Annotated in this window: 19 protein-coding genes; all 19 read right to left on the bottom strand. The window is 44.4% G+C overall.

Annotated features, from left to right (window positions below; translation table 11 throughout):
• Position 1: 1 nt before the first annotated feature.
• The 19 genes from mreD to BBI08_RS06960 all read right to left on the bottom strand — a co-directional run bounded on the left by mreD (position 2) and on the right by BBI08_RS06960 (position 18,664).
• Positions 2-532, bottom strand: coding sequence for a rod shape-determining protein MreD (mreD, locus tag BBI08_RS07050; protein WP_008498923.1), 531 nt, complete (start codon positions 530-532; stop codon positions 2-4).
• Positions 529-1,413, bottom strand: coding sequence for a rod shape-determining protein MreC (mreC, locus tag BBI08_RS07045; protein ID WP_008498922.1), 885 nt, complete (start codon positions 1,411-1,413; stop codon positions 529-531). Before mreC ends, mreD begins: the two co-directional genes overlap by 4 nt.
• 13 nt (positions 1,414-1,426) lie before the next feature.
• On the bottom strand, positions 1,427-2,455 hold the full coding sequence (locus BBI08_RS07040) for a rod shape-determining protein (protein WP_008498921.1): 1,029 nt from the start codon (positions 2,453-2,455) through the stop codon (positions 1,427-1,429).
• Between the two features lie 94 nt (positions 2,456-2,549).
• A complete protein-coding gene (gene radC, locus BBI08_RS07035) occupies positions 2,550-3,242 on the bottom strand; it encodes a RadC family protein (RefSeq protein ID WP_008498920.1) in 693 nt (230 codons plus the stop codon).
• Entirely contained in the window at positions 3,236-3,844 is a 609-nt protein-coding gene (locus BBI08_RS07030) for a Maf family protein (RefSeq protein WP_008498919.1), read from the bottom strand. Before BBI08_RS07030 ends, radC begins: the two co-directional genes overlap by 7 nt.
• Before the next feature lie 337 nt (positions 3,845-4,181).
• Positions 4,182-4,937 (bottom strand): prepilin peptidase, encoded by a 756-nt coding sequence (locus BBI08_RS07025; protein ID WP_065527901.1) that lies wholly within the window; start codon positions 4,935-4,937, stop codon positions 4,182-4,184.
• 257 nt (positions 4,938-5,194) lie between these two features.
• Positions 5,195-5,956, bottom strand: a complete 762-nt coding sequence (locus BBI08_RS07020) for a pilus assembly protein PilO (protein ID WP_065527900.1) — start codon at positions 5,954-5,956, stop codon at positions 5,195-5,197.
• Positions 5,953-6,564: a fimbrial assembly protein gene (locus BBI08_RS07015; RefSeq protein WP_237146580.1), complete on the bottom strand. Its 612-nt coding sequence runs from the start codon at positions 6,562-6,564 to the stop codon at positions 5,953-5,955. Before BBI08_RS07015 ends, BBI08_RS07020 begins: the two co-directional genes overlap by 4 nt.
• Before the next feature lie 168 nt (positions 6,565-6,732).
• Positions 6,733-7,671 carry a type IV pilus biogenesis protein PilM gene (gene pilM, locus BBI08_RS07010; protein ID WP_008498916.1) on the bottom strand — a complete coding sequence of 313 codons (939 nt, stop codon included), beginning with the start codon at positions 7,669-7,671 and terminating at the stop codon, positions 6,733-6,735.
• Between the two features lie 51 nt (positions 7,672-7,722).
• Entirely contained in the window at positions 7,723-8,172 is a 450-nt protein-coding gene (locus BBI08_RS07005; protein WP_008498915.1) for a prepilin-type N-terminal cleavage/methylation domain-containing protein, read from the bottom strand.
• Positions 8,173-8,303: 131 nt separating this feature from the next.
• Positions 8,304-9,515 carry a type II secretion system F family protein gene (locus BBI08_RS07000; RefSeq protein WP_008498914.1) on the bottom strand — a complete coding sequence of 404 codons (1,212 nt, stop codon included), beginning with the start codon at positions 9,513-9,515 and terminating at the stop codon, positions 8,304-8,306.
• A 1-nt stretch (position 9,516) separates the two neighbouring features.
• The gene (locus BBI08_RS06995; protein WP_008498913.1) at positions 9,517-10,560 is read right to left on the bottom strand and encodes a type IV pilus twitching motility protein PilT; all 1,044 of its coding nucleotides are present in this window, start codon (positions 10,558-10,560) and stop codon (positions 9,517-9,519) included.
• Positions 10,561-10,563: 3 nt separating this feature from the next.
• Positions 10,564-12,222 (bottom strand): GspE/PulE family protein, encoded by a 1,659-nt coding sequence (locus BBI08_RS06990; RefSeq protein WP_008498912.1) that lies wholly within the window; start codon positions 12,220-12,222, stop codon positions 10,564-10,566.
• Between the two features lie 22 nt (positions 12,223-12,244).
• Positions 12,245-13,687, bottom strand: coding sequence for a VanW family protein (locus tag BBI08_RS06985; RefSeq protein WP_065527899.1), 1,443 nt, complete (start codon positions 13,685-13,687; stop codon positions 12,245-12,247).
• A complete protein-coding gene (locus tag BBI08_RS06980) occupies positions 13,680-14,087 on the bottom strand; it encodes a hypothetical protein (RefSeq protein ID WP_065527898.1) in 408 nt (135 codons plus the stop codon). Before BBI08_RS06980 ends, BBI08_RS06985 begins: the two co-directional genes overlap by 8 nt.
• 36 nt (positions 14,088-14,123) lie before the next feature.
• Positions 14,124-15,638 (bottom strand): hypothetical protein, encoded by a 1,515-nt coding sequence (locus BBI08_RS06975; RefSeq protein ID WP_008498908.1) that lies wholly within the window; start codon positions 15,636-15,638, stop codon positions 14,124-14,126.
• A 25-nt stretch (positions 15,639-15,663) separates the two neighbouring features.
• Positions 15,664-16,143 (bottom strand): type II secretion system protein, encoded by a 480-nt coding sequence (locus BBI08_RS06970; RefSeq protein ID WP_065527897.1) that lies wholly within the window; start codon positions 16,141-16,143, stop codon positions 15,664-15,666.
• Between the two features lies 1 nt (position 16,144).
• Complete coding sequence (locus BBI08_RS06965) at positions 16,145-16,744, bottom strand: type IV pilus modification PilV family protein (protein WP_065527896.1); 600 nt, start codon at positions 16,742-16,744, stop codon at positions 16,145-16,147.
• Between the two features lie 216 nt (positions 16,745-16,960).
• Complete coding sequence (locus BBI08_RS06960) at positions 16,961-18,664, bottom strand: sensor domain-containing diguanylate cyclase (RefSeq protein WP_065527895.1); 1,704 nt, start codon at positions 18,662-18,664, stop codon at positions 16,961-16,963.
• Between the last annotated feature and the right edge of the window lie 43 nt (positions 18,665-18,707).

Here is an 18,707-nt window from a genome sequence, read left to right as displayed (position 1 = left end):
ATTAATATAACCCTATCTTATTGTCACGCTCTGATAATTGCGTGACAATTACCGACTTGAAAATCCAGCCAAGCATCACCAAGAAAATAGAATTGGCGATCATCGTTGGCCATAACCTTGTTGTGATAAATGTGCCAAGCGGCATTCCCGTAAATGAAATAAGCAGGAAGAATTGGTAAAGCAAAAACTCGAACAATGCCAATAAAACGAGCGTCAGCAGGGTCGCTGTCAATAAATTCCGAGGGATTCTTTTGAATGCAGCTGCTGCAGCCAGACAAGTGGCCGGGTATAGAAAAGAATATAATCCAATAATATCAATGTAAAAGACATCATACAAGAGCCCGAAAAATAATCCATAAAACATAGCATGTTTTAAATCATAATAAAGCGTTAGAAATATCAAAAACATTATTAGAAAACGCGGGACTATATAATTCAATTCGCCACCAATATTTAATGGTGAGAAAAGACCAAAAACCGGTTCCATGAAAAACAGGACGAGGCAGATCAACGGGATAAGGAAACGAATCATGATTCATCGTCTCCTGTCACGCCATTGTCTTCACCGTCCACTTCCGGCATCAGTCGGTCTGCAATAATAACGTGGTTTAAAAGAGAAAAGTCGGCTGCTGGTTTCACGTAAGCAAGCTTCGTTAAACCAAACTCATCAATTGTCACTTCAGTAATTGTTCCAATTAAAACACCTTTCGGAAAAATCCCGCCGAGCCCACTTGATATCACTTGATCGCCTTTTTTCAATTCAATATTCGCATCAATGCGCTTTAATAATAATTCGTGTCGCTCTGCATCGTACCCTTCAATAAGTCCATAAACATCTTTCGCCCCACCAACAACCATCGCTGAAACACGGTAGTTCGGGTTAAGCGTCGAAATCAATTCCACCGTCGAAGTAGTCGGCGTTGTTAACGTCACTTTGCCGATTAAGCCACTTGCGGTCATAACCGCCATGTTTGGTTTAACACCTTGGTTGGCACCACGATTTAGAATCAACTTTTCTTCCCATTGATCGGGGTTCCGCGCAATAACAGTTGCTTGTATCGGGTTAAAATCTCGTAAATCTTCTTCTTTTCCAACAATTTTTTTCAGTTCTTCATTTTCAGAACGCAAGTCCTTTACTTCAGCCTGCACACCCGCAAATTCTTCTAAGCGCGTTTTCAGATGCTGGTTTTCTTCAAATGTATTCAGTAACGAATCCACATTATCAAAAATTCCAGTTACAAAATGAGCAGGTCGTGAAAATACCGACTGCCCGGCTCCAACAGCATCTTTTATAATTTGTTCCGGAAGTGACACATTGTCGCGATCACGGAGCGAAAAAGAAATTAGTGCAACGAGCAGGATGACACCCAACAGCAGCAAAATAAGCCGCTTGTTTGTTAAAAGTTGTGGCATATTGCCATCCTCCTTATTTAATTGATAACTGACGTCGGAATTTGTCCCTATTCTCAAGCGCCTTGCCTGTGCCAAGTGCAACACAGTCTAATGGATTTTCAGCGATAGATACCGGCATCGATGTTTCCCTTGAAATCACACGATCGAGGTTTTTAAGTAATGCTCCTCCACCGGTCAACACCATCCCGTTTTCGATAATATCTGCACTCAATTCAGGCGGCGTTTTCTCAAGCGCGGCTTTAATCCCGGCTAACATATCAGCTACTGGTTCGCTCAACGCTTCTGCGATTTCACCAGCCGTGATTTGTAAGGTTTTCGGAAATCCTGTTACTAAATCACGCCCACGAATTTCCATAGACACATCTTTTTCAGAGGCTTCCATAATAGCCGCAGAACCGATGCCGATTTTGAGTGCTTCAGCCGTTCTTTCGCCAATTAACACTTTATAGGCTTTACGGATATACTGGATAATTTCTGTATCCAAAGCATCTCCAGCAACACGAATCGATTCGCTCGAAACGATTCCACCTAGTGAAATAACCGCGACTTCCGTAGTTCCGCCCCCAATATCGACGACCATACTGCCAACAGGTTCCCATACTGGCAAATCTGCTCCAATCGCCGCAGCGAAAGGCTCTTCAATTGTATAAGCTTCACGCGCTCCAGCTGAACGAGCAGCATTTAATACTGCTCGTTGTTCCACTGAAGTAATGCCAAAAGGAACACATATCATGACCGTCCCTGTTTTCCATTTACTACCGACTGCTCGAAACGCTTCAACAAGATTATACTTGATCATCGTTAACGTCGTATCGTAATCGGCAATCACGCCGTCACGCATTGGACGCACAGCAATAATCGAACTTGCTGTACGCCCCATCATATTTTTAGCTTTGCTACCGACTGCTACAATTTCGCCAGTCGTTTTATTTTTAATGACAACAGAAGGTTCGCGAAGAACAATACCCTTGCCTTTAATATACACCAATGTATTTGCCGTACCTAAGTCTATTCCAACATCTTTTGAACCAAATCCAAACAAAGTTTTTCGTCCCTTCTTTTAAACAGCTGCACCTCTACAATTGCGAAGACACAATACCAATCATTATAGACGAAAAGAAAAAAAATAAACAGTGCTACATGAACCCCTTTTCTTTCAACGAAATGAATTGGTGGTCACCAATTATAACGTGATCGAGTAATTCGATCCCAATAATACTGCCCGCTTCAACTAGTCGTTTGGTGACTTCAATATCTTCAGGGGAAGGTGCTGGATTACCAGACGGATGATTATGTGCGCAAACAATTGAAGCTGTAGAACGACGGACCGCTTCACGGAAGATTTCTCGAGGATGAACGATAGAAGCATTCAAGCTGCCAACAAAAATTGTTTGTCTGTGCATAACTTGATTTTTAATATTGAGGAATAACACAACAAAATGTTCTTGCTTGAGCGAGGTCATATCCGCCATTAAATAAGAAGCGGCGTCTTTTGGCGAACGAATGGTAAATTTTGTATCGGTTTGTTTTGAAGACAAACGCCGACCAAGTTCGACTGCTGCGAGTAATTGCACCGCTTTTGCTTGTCCGATGCCATTGATCGCCACCATTTCTTCGATCGTAGCGTTTTTCAATTCTTGAATGTGTTCAAAATGAGTAAGCACGCGATTTGCTAAATGCAAGACTGACTCTTGTCGACTGCCAGTGCGCAGTAATATCGCGATTAGCTCTTGATTGGATAACGCTGCCGCCCCCTGGTTCATCAACCGTTCACGGGGGCGGTCTGTAATGTGCACATCACGAATCATTAATGGCGTTTCGTTTAGCATCGAACACCACTCCCTTCTAACGAAATAAACCCAGCAGCATTTAATTTTTGCGTTAAAGCAGCAACTGGTAACCCGACGACCGCATTGTAATCACCATTGATTTCTTTAACAAACAACCCAGATACCGTTTGAATGCCATAAGCACCCGCTTTGTCATACGGATCTTCTGTATTGATATAAGCGTCAATCCACGCTTCAGGCAAATCAAAAAATGTTACTTGAACTGTTTCATGAAACGATAACTCGCTATCTCCTTGAACGACCGTTACCGCAGTGATGACGTGATGCGTGTTGCCAGACAATTTTTGTAAATAGCTTTTTGCTTGTTCTTTGCTTTTCGGTTTTAATAAAATCTCTTCATCTAATACCACAATTGTATCCGAACCAATAACGACGCTATCTCTTTTTCCAGCTGCCACTTCCTGTGCTTTTTGTGCAGCGCAAGCTAACACATAACCAAGCGCTGTTTGAAATTGCTGCGGATCCGGTTCGTCTTTCGTGCTTGGTACAATAGTAAAATCAACACCAAGCATGCCAAGCAGTTCTTGGCGACGTGGCGATTGTGAAGCGAGTATGATCGGGAAATCGGATTTAAATTTCATAAGGGAATCTCTCCTTTTTTCAAGAATCATACCATTCTTGGAAACGTGAAAACAAATGACGAAAAATGATTTTTGCTTTGATTTGCTTGGTGAAAAATGAGATTTGGTTGTTCTCTAAGTCTTAAAACGCTTTGTATAGGTGTTGATAATTCTGATTTAATTAAAACCTACATTGGGCAATATTATTATCGTAAGACATATACCAAACCTTAATATAGTAGTGGCGCGTCCATGGGCTAAGCGAAGAAAAGAGACAGATGCTCTTCCTGGCTCTTTGCGAGAGCTATGCCCTAAGCGCCACTACGGATATACAAATAAAAAAGATGAAGCCTTAGCTTCATCCTAGAAAATTCATGTACCATGTAAGAATTCCTTCACCCCAGAAATACACAATGATTGCTGCGGCTGCAATAGACGGACCAAACGGAATCGGTGATTTGCGTCCTTTTTTCGTGACACGCAATTGAATAATGCCCACAATCGCACCAATAAACGATGCGAAAAATAGCGTCATCAACGTCCCACTTAAACCAAGCACTAAACCGATAACAAAAAACAATTTGATATCGCCACCACCCATACCGCCTTTAGAAACAATAGCGATTAAAAACAGCAGCGAAAATCCAATCACTGCCCCAAGCAAACTATTCCACCAAGGCTCAAGTGGAATCACAAAACGCAAGCCGAGCAGCACAACCGCAAACGGCAATAATACTTTGTCAGGAATTAGCATATATGCAATATCAGACACAGTAATGATAACTAGTAGCGAAACAAACAAGATCGCTACGATCAATTCCGGCGTAAAGCCAAAAACTAAATAAGATGCAACAAATAAAATTCCAGTGATGGCTTCCATTAAAGGATAAACCCAGTGAATGCTCGAGCTACATGTACGGCATTTCCCTTTTAAGAAAAGATAAGAAAAAACTGGCACCAAATCTATCGCAGTTAAACGGCGATCGCAATTCGTACAATGTGAAGGTGGATATGCAATCGACTCTTTTTTCGGCACACGCAGCCCGACTACGTTAAAAAATGAACCGAAAACGAGACCAAACAGTGAAAAGAAAATAGAATAAGTCAGTACCATAGAAACCCTCTTCGCTTAAATTTTTTGGTGGTTGAAGAACTTGCATAAGGCGGACGCTTCCAAGAGGCCAACCGAAGACTAAATCCATGTATTGCGCAGGCGAAATGCGATCAACAGAGCTTTTGTTTGCGGAATAATCTAGTTTGTTTGCAGAATACATTATTTTATTTGCCGGACGGTCTAAACCTTCTCCAAAAAGAGCCCGTTCACCCAACTCTACCAAAAAGAGAGAAATCACAATGATTTCTCTCCATCATTCATTCGTCTTCAGATGCTGATACGTTTTCATCGACATTGACTTCAACGGTTACATCGACATCTGCGGCTTCTTCAAAATCTTCCTCTTCAGCAAGAGCCAAGCCATTGTTTTGCGGCAAAGGATTGTTTTTGCCTGCCGGTGCCGGAGCATCGACTTTTGGCAATGTGTCGACTAATGCAATCAGATCCGGACGAAAGTAAGCAGAAAAAGTGACGTTGACATCGATTGCTTCAGCCACTTGGTCGGCTGCGGTGACTTCTTCGTTAGATCCAAAATCAATGGCTTCGACGATCATGATGCGCTCCATCGCTTCGACTTCTGTGATGAAAGTGGTGATCTCCTGGTAGTCATCGGCTTTGATGGTGACGGTCGTCAGCACTTCCTGAAGGTTCTCAAGCCCTTCAACCGGCACCGGCATTTCAACGAGGCCTTCGGTAATGCCGATATTGTCGACCAGTGTATCCGAAATCAATTCTGCCTGTTCGATCTGCAGGACAATCTGCTCGGTCAAGGATTCAACGGAAACTTTCTGCTGCAAATCGCTGGTGCTGATCTTTTCGCCTTCCGGTAATTCCTTCAGCTGTGTCTGTAACCCGATCAAAACGTCACGTTCAGAACTCAACATCTGTTCAGCTTGAAGCCGTGCTTCTTTTGCTGGTGCATACAGGGAGAAATACGAATACGCTGCGAGCGCCAACAGGAAGATGATGGCTAACACAATCAACCCTTTTTCTTTCTGGCTTTTCGATAAGCTGCTCATTGGCCATCCCCTCCTGTTTCTGCTGGAGCGGTTTCAGCCGGTTCGACTGTTTCGGCAGGTGCTCTGGTTTCGGTGTTGACTTCAACGTCCACTTTCACATCTTCCGCCGGTTGTTCAACAGCTTCTTCTGCAGGCGCTTCGGTTACTGCTTCGCCTTCTACAGGAACTGCGCTATCGTCTGTCGGAATGCGCTCATCGACAAAGATGATTGTATATGTCGCAATATAGCGGGGCATTTCCTGGATAACGGCTTCTTGGACAACAACGCCTTCTTCAGTTTCAGTAGTATCAATTTCGTTTTGTGCCACACTGTCGAGCGTTGCTGACTCGATCAGTTCAGATGTTTTTAGCTGAGCCAAATAATAAGCGGCTTCGCGTGCGGTATCGAACTGGACCGACAAGATTGCCTGGTCCAGGCCGGTATAGGAAAAGCTGTCAAAAAAGCCTCGTGCCGGCAGGATGGATACCAGTTCTTTCAATAACGGAACGGTATCGAATTGATAGCCCTCTGCCCAGTCGACGGTGGCTTTTAATTGCTGTTCTTCATTCATGCCTTGCGCTGCTTCTAATCGAGTGCGGATGGCTTCTTGTTCAGTAGCGACCTGCACGGATTGCGCGGCAAGGACCGCTTGTTCCTTTTCATGGGAGCCGGCCAGAAACGCCAAAACCGCCCAGATGATAACAGCCGTCAGTAAAATTGAAATCGCCGCAATGAGAAAAGCGGGACGGTCCCGTTCTTTTTGCGGTAACAGGTTAATATCGACCAACATAAAACTTTACACCTCTTTCAGCGCAAGACCGATGGCCCGGTTAAAGCGTCTTGAAACATCTTTTTCGTCGCCGCACGGAATAACATCGATGACAAGCGGCAGGACCGGAATTTGGAAGCGTGTTTCCAGGCTTTGCTGGAAGGTCTGCCAGTCGTAAAATTCACCGTTGCAGATGATTTTCGTAATGCCGATTTCCCCGCTGTTCATATTGTAGCGGTAAAAGTTCGCCAGTTTTTCGGCTTCGATTTCAATCGTCTCCATCACGGCGGTACGGTCTGCCGCGTCTGGATCTTCGACTTCCAGATCGACCGGTCGCATGAACATCGGAAAATGTTCATGGAATATCGAGACGGTCATCTTTTTCGACTGCAGGTCGATGAGCATGATGTGCTCGTCATCCTGGAAATCATGCTGCAGATAGCCCAAGCGATATAGGGCGAGCGGCGTGATGTCAGCTACGACCGCTTTTAATTTTACCTCGTCAAAAACGTCCTCGTAGGACTGCATGATCGATTCTTTAGAGGCGATGATGATCGCTTCCGGCTGTTCTTCTTCCGGATGGTACGGCACCACATCAAAGACGGGATCTTCAAAGGGCAGGTAAAGCGTCGAACCGATTTCAATGAAGAAATGGCCTTTCAATTCATCAGCTTCAACATCTTCGGGGTATGGTACTTTGCGGATAATAACGAATTCGTCAGGGGCGAGGAAGCGGACTGACTTCTTAGAGAGACCCCACTGATTGACAGCCTTACCGAGTTCCGAGGCCAGCGCTTCCGCGTCGACAATTTTGCCCTCTTCGATGATGCCTGCGGGAAGAAAAATTTCTTCCGCACAATTCAGCTCGATCGGCAAAGAGGATTTCAAGTCGACATGACGAATCGCGTCTTCTTCTATTGTAATGGTGACGACGCGTGCTTTTCTCGATAAAAACGATAAGGCCATTTTTTCAGCTCCTACAGGTTGGACTTAAATAGTATAGATTCTTTTAAAAAATTAGTTTTGTATTAAATCCTTAAACTCAGCTGCAGACATTTCACTCAATTCAGCGTTCGTTTGCGCAACCGTTAATGATTCAGTAGTGCCATTCAAATCAAAACTACCTAAAATTTCCAGGCTTCCTTCATCAGCTCCCGCAGTATCACCTGCAGCAGTAGTAACCCTACTAATAGTAACATCAATTAATGAACCAGCATCTTCGATATACTCGGATAAAGAATCCAAATCAGTTGGATCTGTTCCTTCTTCTGCAATATATAAATTTGCTGCCGCTAAAGCATTTTGAAAGTCTGACTTCACTGCTCCATAACGACTATTCTCAATAATATTCCCAATCGCCGGAATAGCAATCGCTGCAATAATCGCGATGATAACGATAACTGCCAAAAGCTCGATTAACGTCATCCCTTTTTCGTTATTCAATTTCTTCTGAAGATATTTTTTCATTTTCTTTCCCCCTATTTTTTTACTTTTTTATACTACTTTGAGTATGTGTTAATTATAACAATAGTACTAATTTTTGCAATAGTTTTTATTTGAAAATAACATGTATTTTTAATAAAAATTTTGTTTGAGGCTTATAATTTATCTACATTTTGGAACATTTCGAACATCGGCATCATAATAGCAAGTACTATAGTCCCGACAATAGTGGCTAAGAAAACAATCATTAAAGGTTCAATCAATGCTTTTAAGCGATCGGTTTCTGCTTCCACTTCTTTTTCGTAGAATTCCGCTACTTTACTGAGCATATGATCTAACGAACCCGTTTGTTCTCCAATCGCAATCATATGCGGAATAAGCGGCGGAAATGCCCAGTGCTTGCGCATCGGCTCGGTTAAGGAACCGCCGCGTTCGAGTGAATCGCGTGACGCCAAGATGACTTTTGACATGACTGCGTTGCCGACGACTTTTTCGGTCATTGTTAAACATTGCAGGATCGGCACGGAGCTGGAAAACAACGAACTCAAAGTTCTGGTCAACCGGGCAAGAGCCGACTTCTGCAGGATCTTGCCGAAAATGGGAATCTTCAGCAGCATGGTGTCGAGAATCATATTGCCTCTTGGATCCTTGCGCATCAGCCAAATGACTGCGGCGATTCCGAAGCCACCCAGCAACAGCAAATACCAATAGCCCATGACAAAGTCGGATGCGCCCATGACAATCTGGGTGATCATCGGCAGCTCACCACCAAAGCCTTCGAACATATCGGCAAACATCGGGACGATGGAAGACAACAGGAAAATGACGACACCGATTGCGAGGACGCCGACGACAACAGGATAGGACATGGCCGAAACCACTTTCTGTTTGGTCTGATAAGCTTTATCGTAATGAATAGCCAAGCTTTCCAGCGAGTCGTCGATGTTCCCGGACATCTCTCCTGCTTTGACCAGGTTGATGGTCAGTGGCTCGAAAATCTTCGGATATTTCGCCAGCGAGTCGGACAAGGAATTTCCTTTTCGCAGTTCTTCGGCAATTTCCGACAAGGCTTTTCGCAGCGCTTTGGATTCGACTTGCTGGGACAGGATATGGATCGAATCGACGATGGTCACGCCTGCGCGCATCAAGGTCGAAAACTGGCGCAGGAACATGATAAACTGGTCGCGTTTGACCGGATTGCCGAACGTGATGTCTTTTTGCAAGGTAGTCACCGGCATTTCGCGGATTTCGATGACACGGATGCCTTCATCCCTCAGTTTCGCCACAGCTTCTTTTCGGCTGTTGGCGACAGCGATGCCGGTCCGGATCTTTTTGCGGTCGCGACCTTCGTATTTGTAACGGGCCACGTTATTCCGCTCCTTTCAAGTATGGCTGGGCGATTTCACGTGTGATCTTGCCTTTTTTCAGCAGCTCCTGAACCGACGTTTCCATCATGTGCATGCCGGACGCCCGGTTGGTCAGGATGACGTTCGGGATCTGGTGGACTTTCTCGGAGCGGATCAGGTTGGCGATGGCTGGATTGGAAATCATGATTTCGGTTGCAGCAACCCGCCCTTTGCCGTCAGCCGTCGGCAACAAACGCTGGGAAATGACGGCTTTGATGATACCGCCGAGCTGCGTCCGAATCTGGGCATGTTGTTCATGCGGGAAAACGTCTATAATCCGCTCGATGGTAGAAGCGGCGCTCGAAGTATGCAGCGTGCCCATGACCAAGTGGCCGGTTTCAGCAGCGGTGATGGCGGTAGTGATCGTTTCCAGATCCCGCATCTCACCTACCAGGATGACATCGGGATCCTGCCGCAATGCCGCACGCAAGCCATTGGCAAACGAGTTGGTATCAAAGCCGACTTCGCGCTGGTCGATGACCGATGTGCCATGGCGGTGCATGTACTCGATCGGATCTTCCAAGGTGATGATGTGTTTGGTCATGTGTTCATTCATATAACGGATCATGGCGGCGAGCGTTGTCGACTTACCGGAACCGGTCGGACCCGTCACGAGAATCAGCCCTTGATGCGTATCGGCAAGCTTTTTCAAGGTATCCGGCATCTGCAGGTCGTCGATTGACGGGATTCGAGAAGGGATCGTCCGGAAGGCGTGCGAAATCGAACCGCGCTGATGGAATGAGTTGACGCGGTAACGTGCTACGCCGGGAATCGAGTAGGAATAATCCATCTCGCCTTTTTCCAGGAAGGTGTCCCACAAGGATTCCGGCATCAACGCTTTGGCGATGGCCATCGTGTCGTCCGGCATCAGCTTTTTGTCGCCAAACTGGATCAAGGTGCCGTTCATCCGGAAAATAGGCGGGATGCCGGTGGTCATGTGGATATCGGAGACATTGCGTTCTTTGGCTTCAGTCAATATGTGATCGATAAATGTTGTAGTAGGCATAGGCTAGTCTGTCATGGCAACGCGAAGTACTTCTTCCGTCGTTGTCATGCCCTCCTTTACTTTTAATAATCCGTCGTCGATGAGGAAAATGGTTTTATTCTGAATGGCGATTTCACGGATTTCCGCTGCGGTGCCGCCACGATTGATGACGTCTTTGATGGCTTCGTCCACCACCAGCACTTCGTGGATCGCCATGCGGCCTTTATAGCCACTCATATTGCATTGCGGACAGCCTGTGCCGCGCGCAATGGTCTCGATGGAGATGCCGCGTTTGGCGAAAATCGCTTGTTCGCGCACAGTTGCCGGCTGAATTTCCCGACAATCTCGGCAAACCCGGCGTATCAAACGCTGCGCCACAACGGCGTTCAGCGAAGCCGTTACGAGAAACGGCTCGATGCCCATATCCATCAGGCGGGTGATCGACGCGATCGAATCGTTGGTATGGATGGTGCTGAGGACTAAATGTCCGGTCAAGGAAGCCCGTATGGAAATGTCGGCCGTTTCCTTGTCGCGGATTTCCCCGACCATGACGATGTCCGGATCCTGGCGCAAGATCGACCGCAGCCCGGCCGCAAAGGTCAGCCCGACATTAGCGTTTACCTGGATCTGGTTGATGCCTTCAAGCTGGTACTCAACCGGGTCTTCTACGGTGATGATATTGACTTCTTCGGAATTGAGCTTGTTCAGCGCCGCATACAGCGTCGACGATTTCCCTGATCCCGTCGGACCGGAAATGAGGATGATGCCGTTCGGTTTGTCGATTTCGTGCATAAAACGTTCCATGTTCAAGCTATTAAAACCGAGTTTGGAAATATCGGTGAGGTTTTGGCTCAAGTCCAAAATCCGCATAACGATCTTCTCCCCGAAAACGGTCGGCAACGACGACACGCGCAAATCGATGGCACGGAAATCGACCGTGGTCTTGATGCGGCCATCCTGTGGAATCCGGTTTTCAGTAATGTCCAAATTCGCCAGAATCTTGATACGTGCGGTGATCATCTGCTGCATGGTCTTTGGCAGAATCCGTTCGGTGCGGAGTGTGCCGTCAATCCGGTAACGCACCAGAATGCGGTTTTCCTGTGGGTCAAAGTGGACATCGCTGGCTTTTTGCGAAACGGCGTTCGACAGGATTTGGTTGACCAACCGGACAATCGGCGCATCCAGATCATTCAAATCGCTTTGCTGTTCTTCTGCCGCCTGCGGCAATTCCTCCAGTAGCTCGTCATAGGATTCTTCATCATAGTATTTCGCAATGGTCTTGATGATGTCTTCTTTAGAAGCGATCGTTGGCTCAATTAGGAAACCGGTCGTCAACCGAAGATCATCGATGGTGATAAAATCCGTCGGGTCGGTCATCGCGATAAACAGTCGGTCGCCTTCTGTCTTTAAAGGCACCAGTAACTTACGCTTGGCAAATTCCTTCGGGACGACATTAAAAAGCATCGGATCGAACGGATAGCGGAATAGTGAAACATGCGGAATGCCCAGCTGCACTTCCAGTGTCTCGATCAATTGCTGCTCAGTGATGATGCCACGCTGAAGCAAGGCGTCACCGAGTTTTTGATCATTCTGTTTGCCATTCAGCGTTTCCTGCAAGTCCACTTCCGTCAATAACCCCTGTTCGACCAATATATCGCCTAACCTTCTTCTGACAACTGCCAATTCGATCTCTCCTTCCGTACACTTACTCCGTGACTAAGTTGCCACCTTTATCATAGACAAGATTTTCATCGGTTTTATCCAAATTTTTTGTCGGATCAGTTGTTGCCGGTACATCGTGTACGCCGTCTCCATTGGCATCGATGAATCCGGGTTGTCCGGAAGTCGGTGCTTTTGTCGGGTCATCGTGGATTCCATCACCGTTCGCATCAACAAAGTCCGGTTGTCCCGCTATCGGCGTCGTGGCTGTCCCGTCATGGATGCCGTCTCCATTGGCATCGATGAATTCAGGTTCACCGGCGACTGGAACTGCGGCTTCCGGTGCTGCAGGCTGCGTGAGTGGATAGACTTCTACACGGTGGACGGGCGGATAGAAATCATTTGATACCGTCTCGACTTCCAACGGCTCATCGTCTTCCAGAATCGTCCGGATGACATTCAGGCGTTTTCCAAGCTGTCCTTTTTCTTTGACTTGATTGCCGCTCATCACAAATGCACTGTATTGCTTGATCAAACGCGGCTGTATATCGGTTTCTTCCGTAATGCCGATGGCGTAGGCGTATAGGAATGGGTAGCCACTGATGGATGCATTCAAGGAATCACTCGTTTTTGACATATTCAAAGTGAATGAACTGCTATTTGGGTTCGTGAAAACAAAATCGATGCCGAGCTGGCGGTTGATTGCCGCTTCCTGCCCGAGCGGAATAGAAGCCGGCACTTGTGAACCGATGCTCCGCTCATCCACCAGGAAATTGGTCTGCAGCAATGCGCCGTAGACCGCAGAAGCGATTTGCGTCAGTTCCCCATCACTGACACTGGTCAGCGGAAGCTCCGCAATAAATTCAAGAAAGGAAAATTGGCTTCCGGGTGCCAGTTGAATACCGTTCAAGGCATCAATGACCGTTGCGCTGTCCAAGCTTGAAAAAAGGGTAGGAAAGACAATATCCGCCACTTTTTCACGCGCCACACTCAGGCTGTCGTCGCTGATGGCAACCTGCGTTTTTTTCTGTCCGCCTTGAAGCGCTGTTTCCAACTTTCCATTGATGGCTTCAACGTCCTCTTCAGAAAAAGCGGCAACCGGGAAATGATCGGCTAAAAACGCCCGCGTCGTATCAGTGGACAGTTGAAAGACAAAGCTGTTCTGCGAGCCGGTCTCGGCATTGCGGACAGTTTCATCCAATAGGATTTCGGCATTTTCAAGCGGGTATGTAGCCATTGCATCCTGGTAAGTGACTTGGAGTTCGGCATCTGCGCGCCACGTCTCCGACTGACCGGCAAACATCATCTTCGCCGATTCCACTTCCATATTGGAAACATCGGTTGTGCCAATATAGGTGTTGTCGCCGAATTCCTCTGTCGGAAACAGCCAGTTGTCTACAGCGTAAGCGCCGGCGTTGGTCGCTCCGAATACGAATAGCGCTAAGCCGAAAACGGCCGCAAAAGTCAATCCAAATAATTTATTATCCACGGGTAATCTCCTCTCGCTCGGCATCAATCGACTGCATGCCGAACGGTTTCGGCTTTTCAGTGGATACTGGCGCTGCTGGCGTTTCTTCAGTTGTCGCTAAATATGTTTTCGTTTTTTGCTGTTTGAGTTCTCGGCGTTCTTCCACAAGGCGCAGCTTTTCCCTTTGCTCTTTTTCAACCAGCTTCATGTAGACGAACGCGGCCAAAAATGATACCCCGAGCAAAGCCAAAGCCACTATGTACCAGGCATATGCTCCCTGCATCAGTATCGCAATCCCCGCAGCCGCAATCCCGCCACCGGCAATGGTCATCCGCTTGGCGAGCGGCACCTGTTTGAAAAGTAGATAAGTAAGCGGCAAAACCACTGCCGCCAGAATGACGAAAATCAGTATGCGTATCATGTAAATCCTCCTGTTTGTCTGGCTGTTGTTAATAAATCAGTATTCCACTTCGAAATCGAATTCGGGGTCTAAAACATTAGGAACAGCCACTTCCGTTGACTCTGTAACTGTATCCTTTAGTGTTACACCACAGGCATTCAAGAAAGTTGTGTAATCATCCATTCTCTTGACATAGAGTCCTGTTCTTTCTTCTCCCGATTTACCGTTGATTTTCCCAGTCAATTCGAAATTTTTTCCGGAGTATTTTGTAAAGTAGATCATCTTTCCGCTATTGGTGAATTTAATTTTTTCAGATAACCGCTCAAGATCGGCGGGTAGAATTTTATCGATATCGATACAAAGATTCGAATAATTATCGACTTCGAAATTTTGGCCCCAACGGATTCTCGACACGTTTTCGGGCATACCCGCGGCAACTCTTCTACCAAGAATCAAGAAATTGGTATAGTACATGTTTTGAATATTGTTCCCTACATTCAATTCTTCTAATATAATTGTTTGTTTATTACCATTTTTGCCTAAGTTGATCAAGTTGTTTCCAACAGTCAGTTCACCGTTCACCTGCAGATTGGCTTTGATCAAGTTATTCATATTATTGAATGCATCTGTATCTTCTGGATTAACTACAATCGTTACTCCTTTGAAATCCAGAGAATTGCAATTATCCGTACATATATTAGTCGTGAAATTGCTGGTATACACTTTAAATAATTCGGGATCCAAATTCGCAGTTTCGATAGATTTCAGCAACCCTTTAAGACTTTGTCCAAGGTTGCATTCGTATGGTGGGGTAATATTATTCCCTGCAACTTTAAGCTGAGTTACCAGATCAGCACAACTTATGGCGGGCATAGTCTCGCTGAAAACATCTTGATAGGTGACGCCTTCTTTTTCCACCGAAATTTCAGTTTCAATGATCAAGGGTTCTGAAGCATTCAAAAATGTATCCGGTACTTCAATAGTAAAGAAAGCTTTTAGTCCACTGCTTATCTCTTTGGAAGTACCTGTCATTTCCATTTCAACTTTTATAGCTTTAACAGTCTCTTCCGGCATCGCCGGATCTGTAATAATATCACCAGCACTATCCAATTTATTGGCAGTTGTATAAGCGACAGCATATTTTATCTGATCTTCTAAAAAAGGAATAATTTCGATACCTGACATGGCATCAAGCTCCGTTACTTTCGTCAGTATTTTTTGCATATAAAGTGTTCGCATGTCTTTATCAATTTTGGTTTCTATAGCAGCAATTTTGGTTTCGTTATCGCAACTTCTATCTGTTTTGACCTGAATACAGGAAATCAGCAAATTGACTCTTTCTTGCGTATTCGAGAAGATTTCCATTTTTATCAATTCAAGTTCCCTTTCAAAATCCGTACTGAAGTATTTTGCGCCCATCTCCGCTGATGCTACAGATTGGTTGGATGTATCCACGGTCTGTTCTTGTGCTGCATTGCTGAGCGAACCGGCTATAAAGGTGGCAGAGATGCCCATAAATAGTACAACCATCAATAATACGATAAGTAGCGCATAACCTTGCTGGTTTTTCATCGAATGCTCCCCCCCCTTACTCTATTCACTTCATACCGGTAATTATTCTAGTCAATGTCGTTTCGACAATAATTGTGTTTTTTGAGTTGCTCAAATCTGTCAGAACCAGCTTTAGAGTCGTATGACTTTTATTAGGTTCTATATTAGAAAAAACATCCGGAGCACTATCATGTGAATCGACTTCTATATTGTTTATCATAGTCCCTGTAAAATCATAGGATTTGTCAATTACCTCGTCTTTGCAGCTTCCAGTGGAAGAACAAGAAGTGACCTTTATTTTATTTGCTTCAAATACCAACGAATAAGTTGCACTTCGGCGGTGCACCCCCGTTAAACTGCTAATGATCAGATTGGCATCCTGCTGGATCTGTGTTTTTTGTGTCTCAACTGCAGCATGCTTGAACCCGATGGATATGGCAGTCCAGGCGATGCCTGCAATTAATGAAACAAGGACAAGAGCTGCCAATACCTCGACCAAGGTGATTCCATTCTGATTTTTTTTCAACTTAGCCACCCCCGCTTGGTGGTGTTTCTTCTTTATAAGCTGTATAAGGAATGAACGAAAATGTTTCGCTGCTTAATCGATAGCTTCCACTTGTCGTTTCACTTTCTTTAAACACTTTCAAATGGATCTTATAAAGCTTTTTCTTTTCTATTTTGCTGCATGTGTCAGGCGCAGGCTCTTCTCCGCTGATCAATGTAGGATTCAGGAACGGTAAACATTTCACATATATATCTACTTCATATAAATAGCCGTCTTTTTTTTGGAACCTTAATAGGTCTGCAGCATCTGAAGTACTGACTGATTCAGGCAAATAATTGAGGGCTTCCATTTCTTCAATAATCTTCGTCTCAGATAAATAGTCCGGTATTCCAGTATCAGGCGTTATGGCACTTGAGACCAATTGCTTTTTCCATTTATCGGCAGACACTATCTTTGCCATCTCCTGTCTAGCCAAGTTCATGGTATCCAGTTTTGTTTCTGTTTTTGCATTGAATAAAGTCATTTGAGGGAAGATGGACATGATGCCGACGAAAAGGATGCCCAATATGACGACTGCTGCCAGCACTTCAACTAAGCTTAATCCTTTGTTATTCATGTTCATAAGCCCTTCCCCCTCTAACATACATTAATATATACCTTTTTATTCCTATTAAAAGAATCTTTATATCCAAATTCAACTTAGCTACATTATTACATTCTTTCTATCCTAATGAACAGTGTTTTCTACTGAATTTCACTGAAATTACTAAAAATATTAACAATATAATATTCAAAATAGGAAAAAAGACTACATCCGGGCATCAGCCCCTCTGTAGTCTTATTTCGAATATGCCGCAACTTTATTTCGTCCCGCTTGTTTTGCGCCGATATAAAGCGCACGATCGGCGTTACGGATTAATGACATTCCTTCATCGCTATCTTCTGGCGCAGATGACACACCAATGCTCATTGTAATATGGATAATTTGCTGTTGACGTTCATTGGCTAAATCAGTTTCGATTAGGAATTCATGAGTTTCGATGCGTTTACGTAGTTTTTCAGCAAGCAGCATTGCCAGTTCTTTACTGTAGTTTCGAAGAAGTACAACAAATTCTTCGCCACCGTAACGTGCCACCATACCTTCTGCGGCAATTTCTTCCCTAAGTATGTCGGCCAACTGAACTAAAATGTCATTGCCGCTTTGATGTCCGTATTGGTCATTGATGCTTTTGAAATGATCGATGTCCATCATAATGAGGGATAATTGTTCTAGTTTACCTTCTTTTATTTCTTGAATATGCTTTTCTAGACTCTCGTCTAAATAGCGGTAATTATACAATCGTGTTAATCCGCAACGCTCGCTTTTTGCGATAACTTTTTGCATATACCCCGCTTTTTCAATTGACACGGCAAAATATGTACTGAGGATATCCAAAATTTTCAATTGATGCTTTGCAAATGCATATTTCTTTTTCGAGGCTAGTACGAGCACCCCTTCTGTTTTATTGTTTCGGGCAATCGGCGTCGCCATTATGCTTTCAGTATCTATTGGCAAATTACCAGTCGCCAAGTTTTCCCAATCTCTTTTTTCATTATAAATAAAAGATTCACCCGTCAATATGACTCTTCCGGCAGTTCCCTTTTCATAAGAGACGGATGGAATATTCCGCGACTCTAATTGACCGTTTTCATAAATTCGCATAAATTGCTGAAAACCATCACGATAATCTATTATATAAGCGTACTCAACTTTGAACAATTTCGCGACTTCTACGATAAACAAATCGAATATTTCACTAGCCTCTAGTCGATCGGCAAGTTGGTGACCGATGACTCCCGCTTTTTTCAAGTCCATATTGATTTGTTCAGAGTTGTTATACATCTTCATCACCACCGTCATTGTTAAGAAAGGAATACCTAACAAAAGCAACGCAACAACGCCAATATAAGATTCAAACATATACAAAGCTATCGCGTATGGGAAAATCACAATCATTAACACAAAATCCCAAATCGCATCTACCGAGAAAAACTTACCCTTATTGCCATTTATAGAATCATACAAGTAAAAAATGATTTGATTGACCAGAACTGATACCACTTGAAATATTAACCCAAAAACAACCACATGCATCAGGTTAAGTGAATTAATCTCACCACCTATCGCCATATAGGTTAACCCTGCAATTAACGAAACACCAAAAAACATAAGTGAATTAAATGGAATTCGCAACGATTGAGCTTCTTGTGTACGACTACGATATAACACAATCAACATCGCTAATTGTGAAACTACGATTTCGATAAAAACTCCGTATTTAAGGAAAAGTGCCACTGTTACCCATTGCACCAAAAATGTTGAAGCGCCATTGATGTTCATCGGCATTAAACTCATCGATACAAAAAATAAAGTATAACCTACTAAATTCCAAGGATCGTTTACTACAGGAGGAAAGAAGTTATAGACAAGTAGTAAACTTGCCGGAATAACCAAAATCCATATACTCCAAAGAATTATTTTTCGTTTTGTATTCCCCTCCATAACATCTTTCCTCTCTGTATTACAAATTACGACTATTCACTTT

This window comes from Planococcus halocryophilus (assembly GCF_001687585.2).
Classification (GTDB): Bacteria; Bacillota; Bacilli; order Bacillales_A; family Planococcaceae; genus Planococcus; species Planococcus halocryophilus.
Note: the sequence above shows the minus strand (reverse complement) of the source record. Positions and strands in the feature narration are given on the sequence as shown.

Bases quoted from the DNA above. Each gene is read 5' to 3' on its own strand.
- mreD (WP_008498923.1), bottom strand. From the start codon at position 532: ATGATTCGTTTCCTTATCCCGTTGATCTGCCTCGTCCTGTTTTTCATG.
- mreC (WP_008498922.1), bottom strand. From the start codon at position 1,413: ATGCCACAACTTTTAACAAACAAGCGGCTTATTTTGCTGCTGTTGGGT.
- radC (WP_008498920.1), bottom strand. From the start codon at position 3,242: ATGCTAAACGAAACGCCATTAATGATTCGTGATGTGCACATTACAGAC.
- BBI08_RS07030 (WP_008498919.1), bottom strand. From the start codon at position 3,844: ATGAAATTTAAATCCGATTTCCCGATCATACTCGCTTCACAATCGCCA.
- BBI08_RS07025 (WP_065527901.1), bottom strand. From the start codon at position 4,937: ATGGTACTGACTTATTCTATTTTCTTTTCACTGTTTGGTCTCGTTTTC.
- BBI08_RS07020 (WP_065527900.1), bottom strand. From the start codon at position 5,956: ATGAGCAGCTTATCGAAAAGCCAGAAAGAAAAAGGGTTGATTGTGTTA.
- pilM (WP_008498916.1), bottom strand. From the start codon at position 7,671: ATGGCCTTATCGTTTTTATCGAGAAAAGCACGCGTCGTCACCATTACA.
- BBI08_RS07005 (WP_008498915.1), bottom strand. From the start codon at position 8,172: ATGAAAAAATATCTTCAGAAGAAATTGAATAACGAAAAAGGGATGACG.
- BBI08_RS06995 (WP_008498913.1), bottom strand. From the start codon at position 10,560: ATGCCTACTACAACATTTATCGATCACATATTGACTGAAGCCAAAGAA.
- BBI08_RS06980 (WP_065527898.1), bottom strand. From the start codon at position 14,087: ATGATACGCATACTGATTTTCGTCATTCTGGCGGCAGTGGTTTTGCCG.
- BBI08_RS06975 (WP_008498908.1), bottom strand. From the start codon at position 15,638: ATGAAAAACCAGCAAGGTTATGCGCTACTTATCGTATTATTGATGGTT.
- BBI08_RS06965 (WP_065527896.1), bottom strand. From the start codon at position 16,744: ATGAACATGAATAACAAAGGATTAAGCTTAGTTGAAGTGCTGGCAGCA.
- BBI08_RS06960 (WP_065527895.1), bottom strand. From the start codon at position 18,664: ATGGAGGGGAATACAAAACGAAAAATAATTCTTTGGAGTATATGGATT.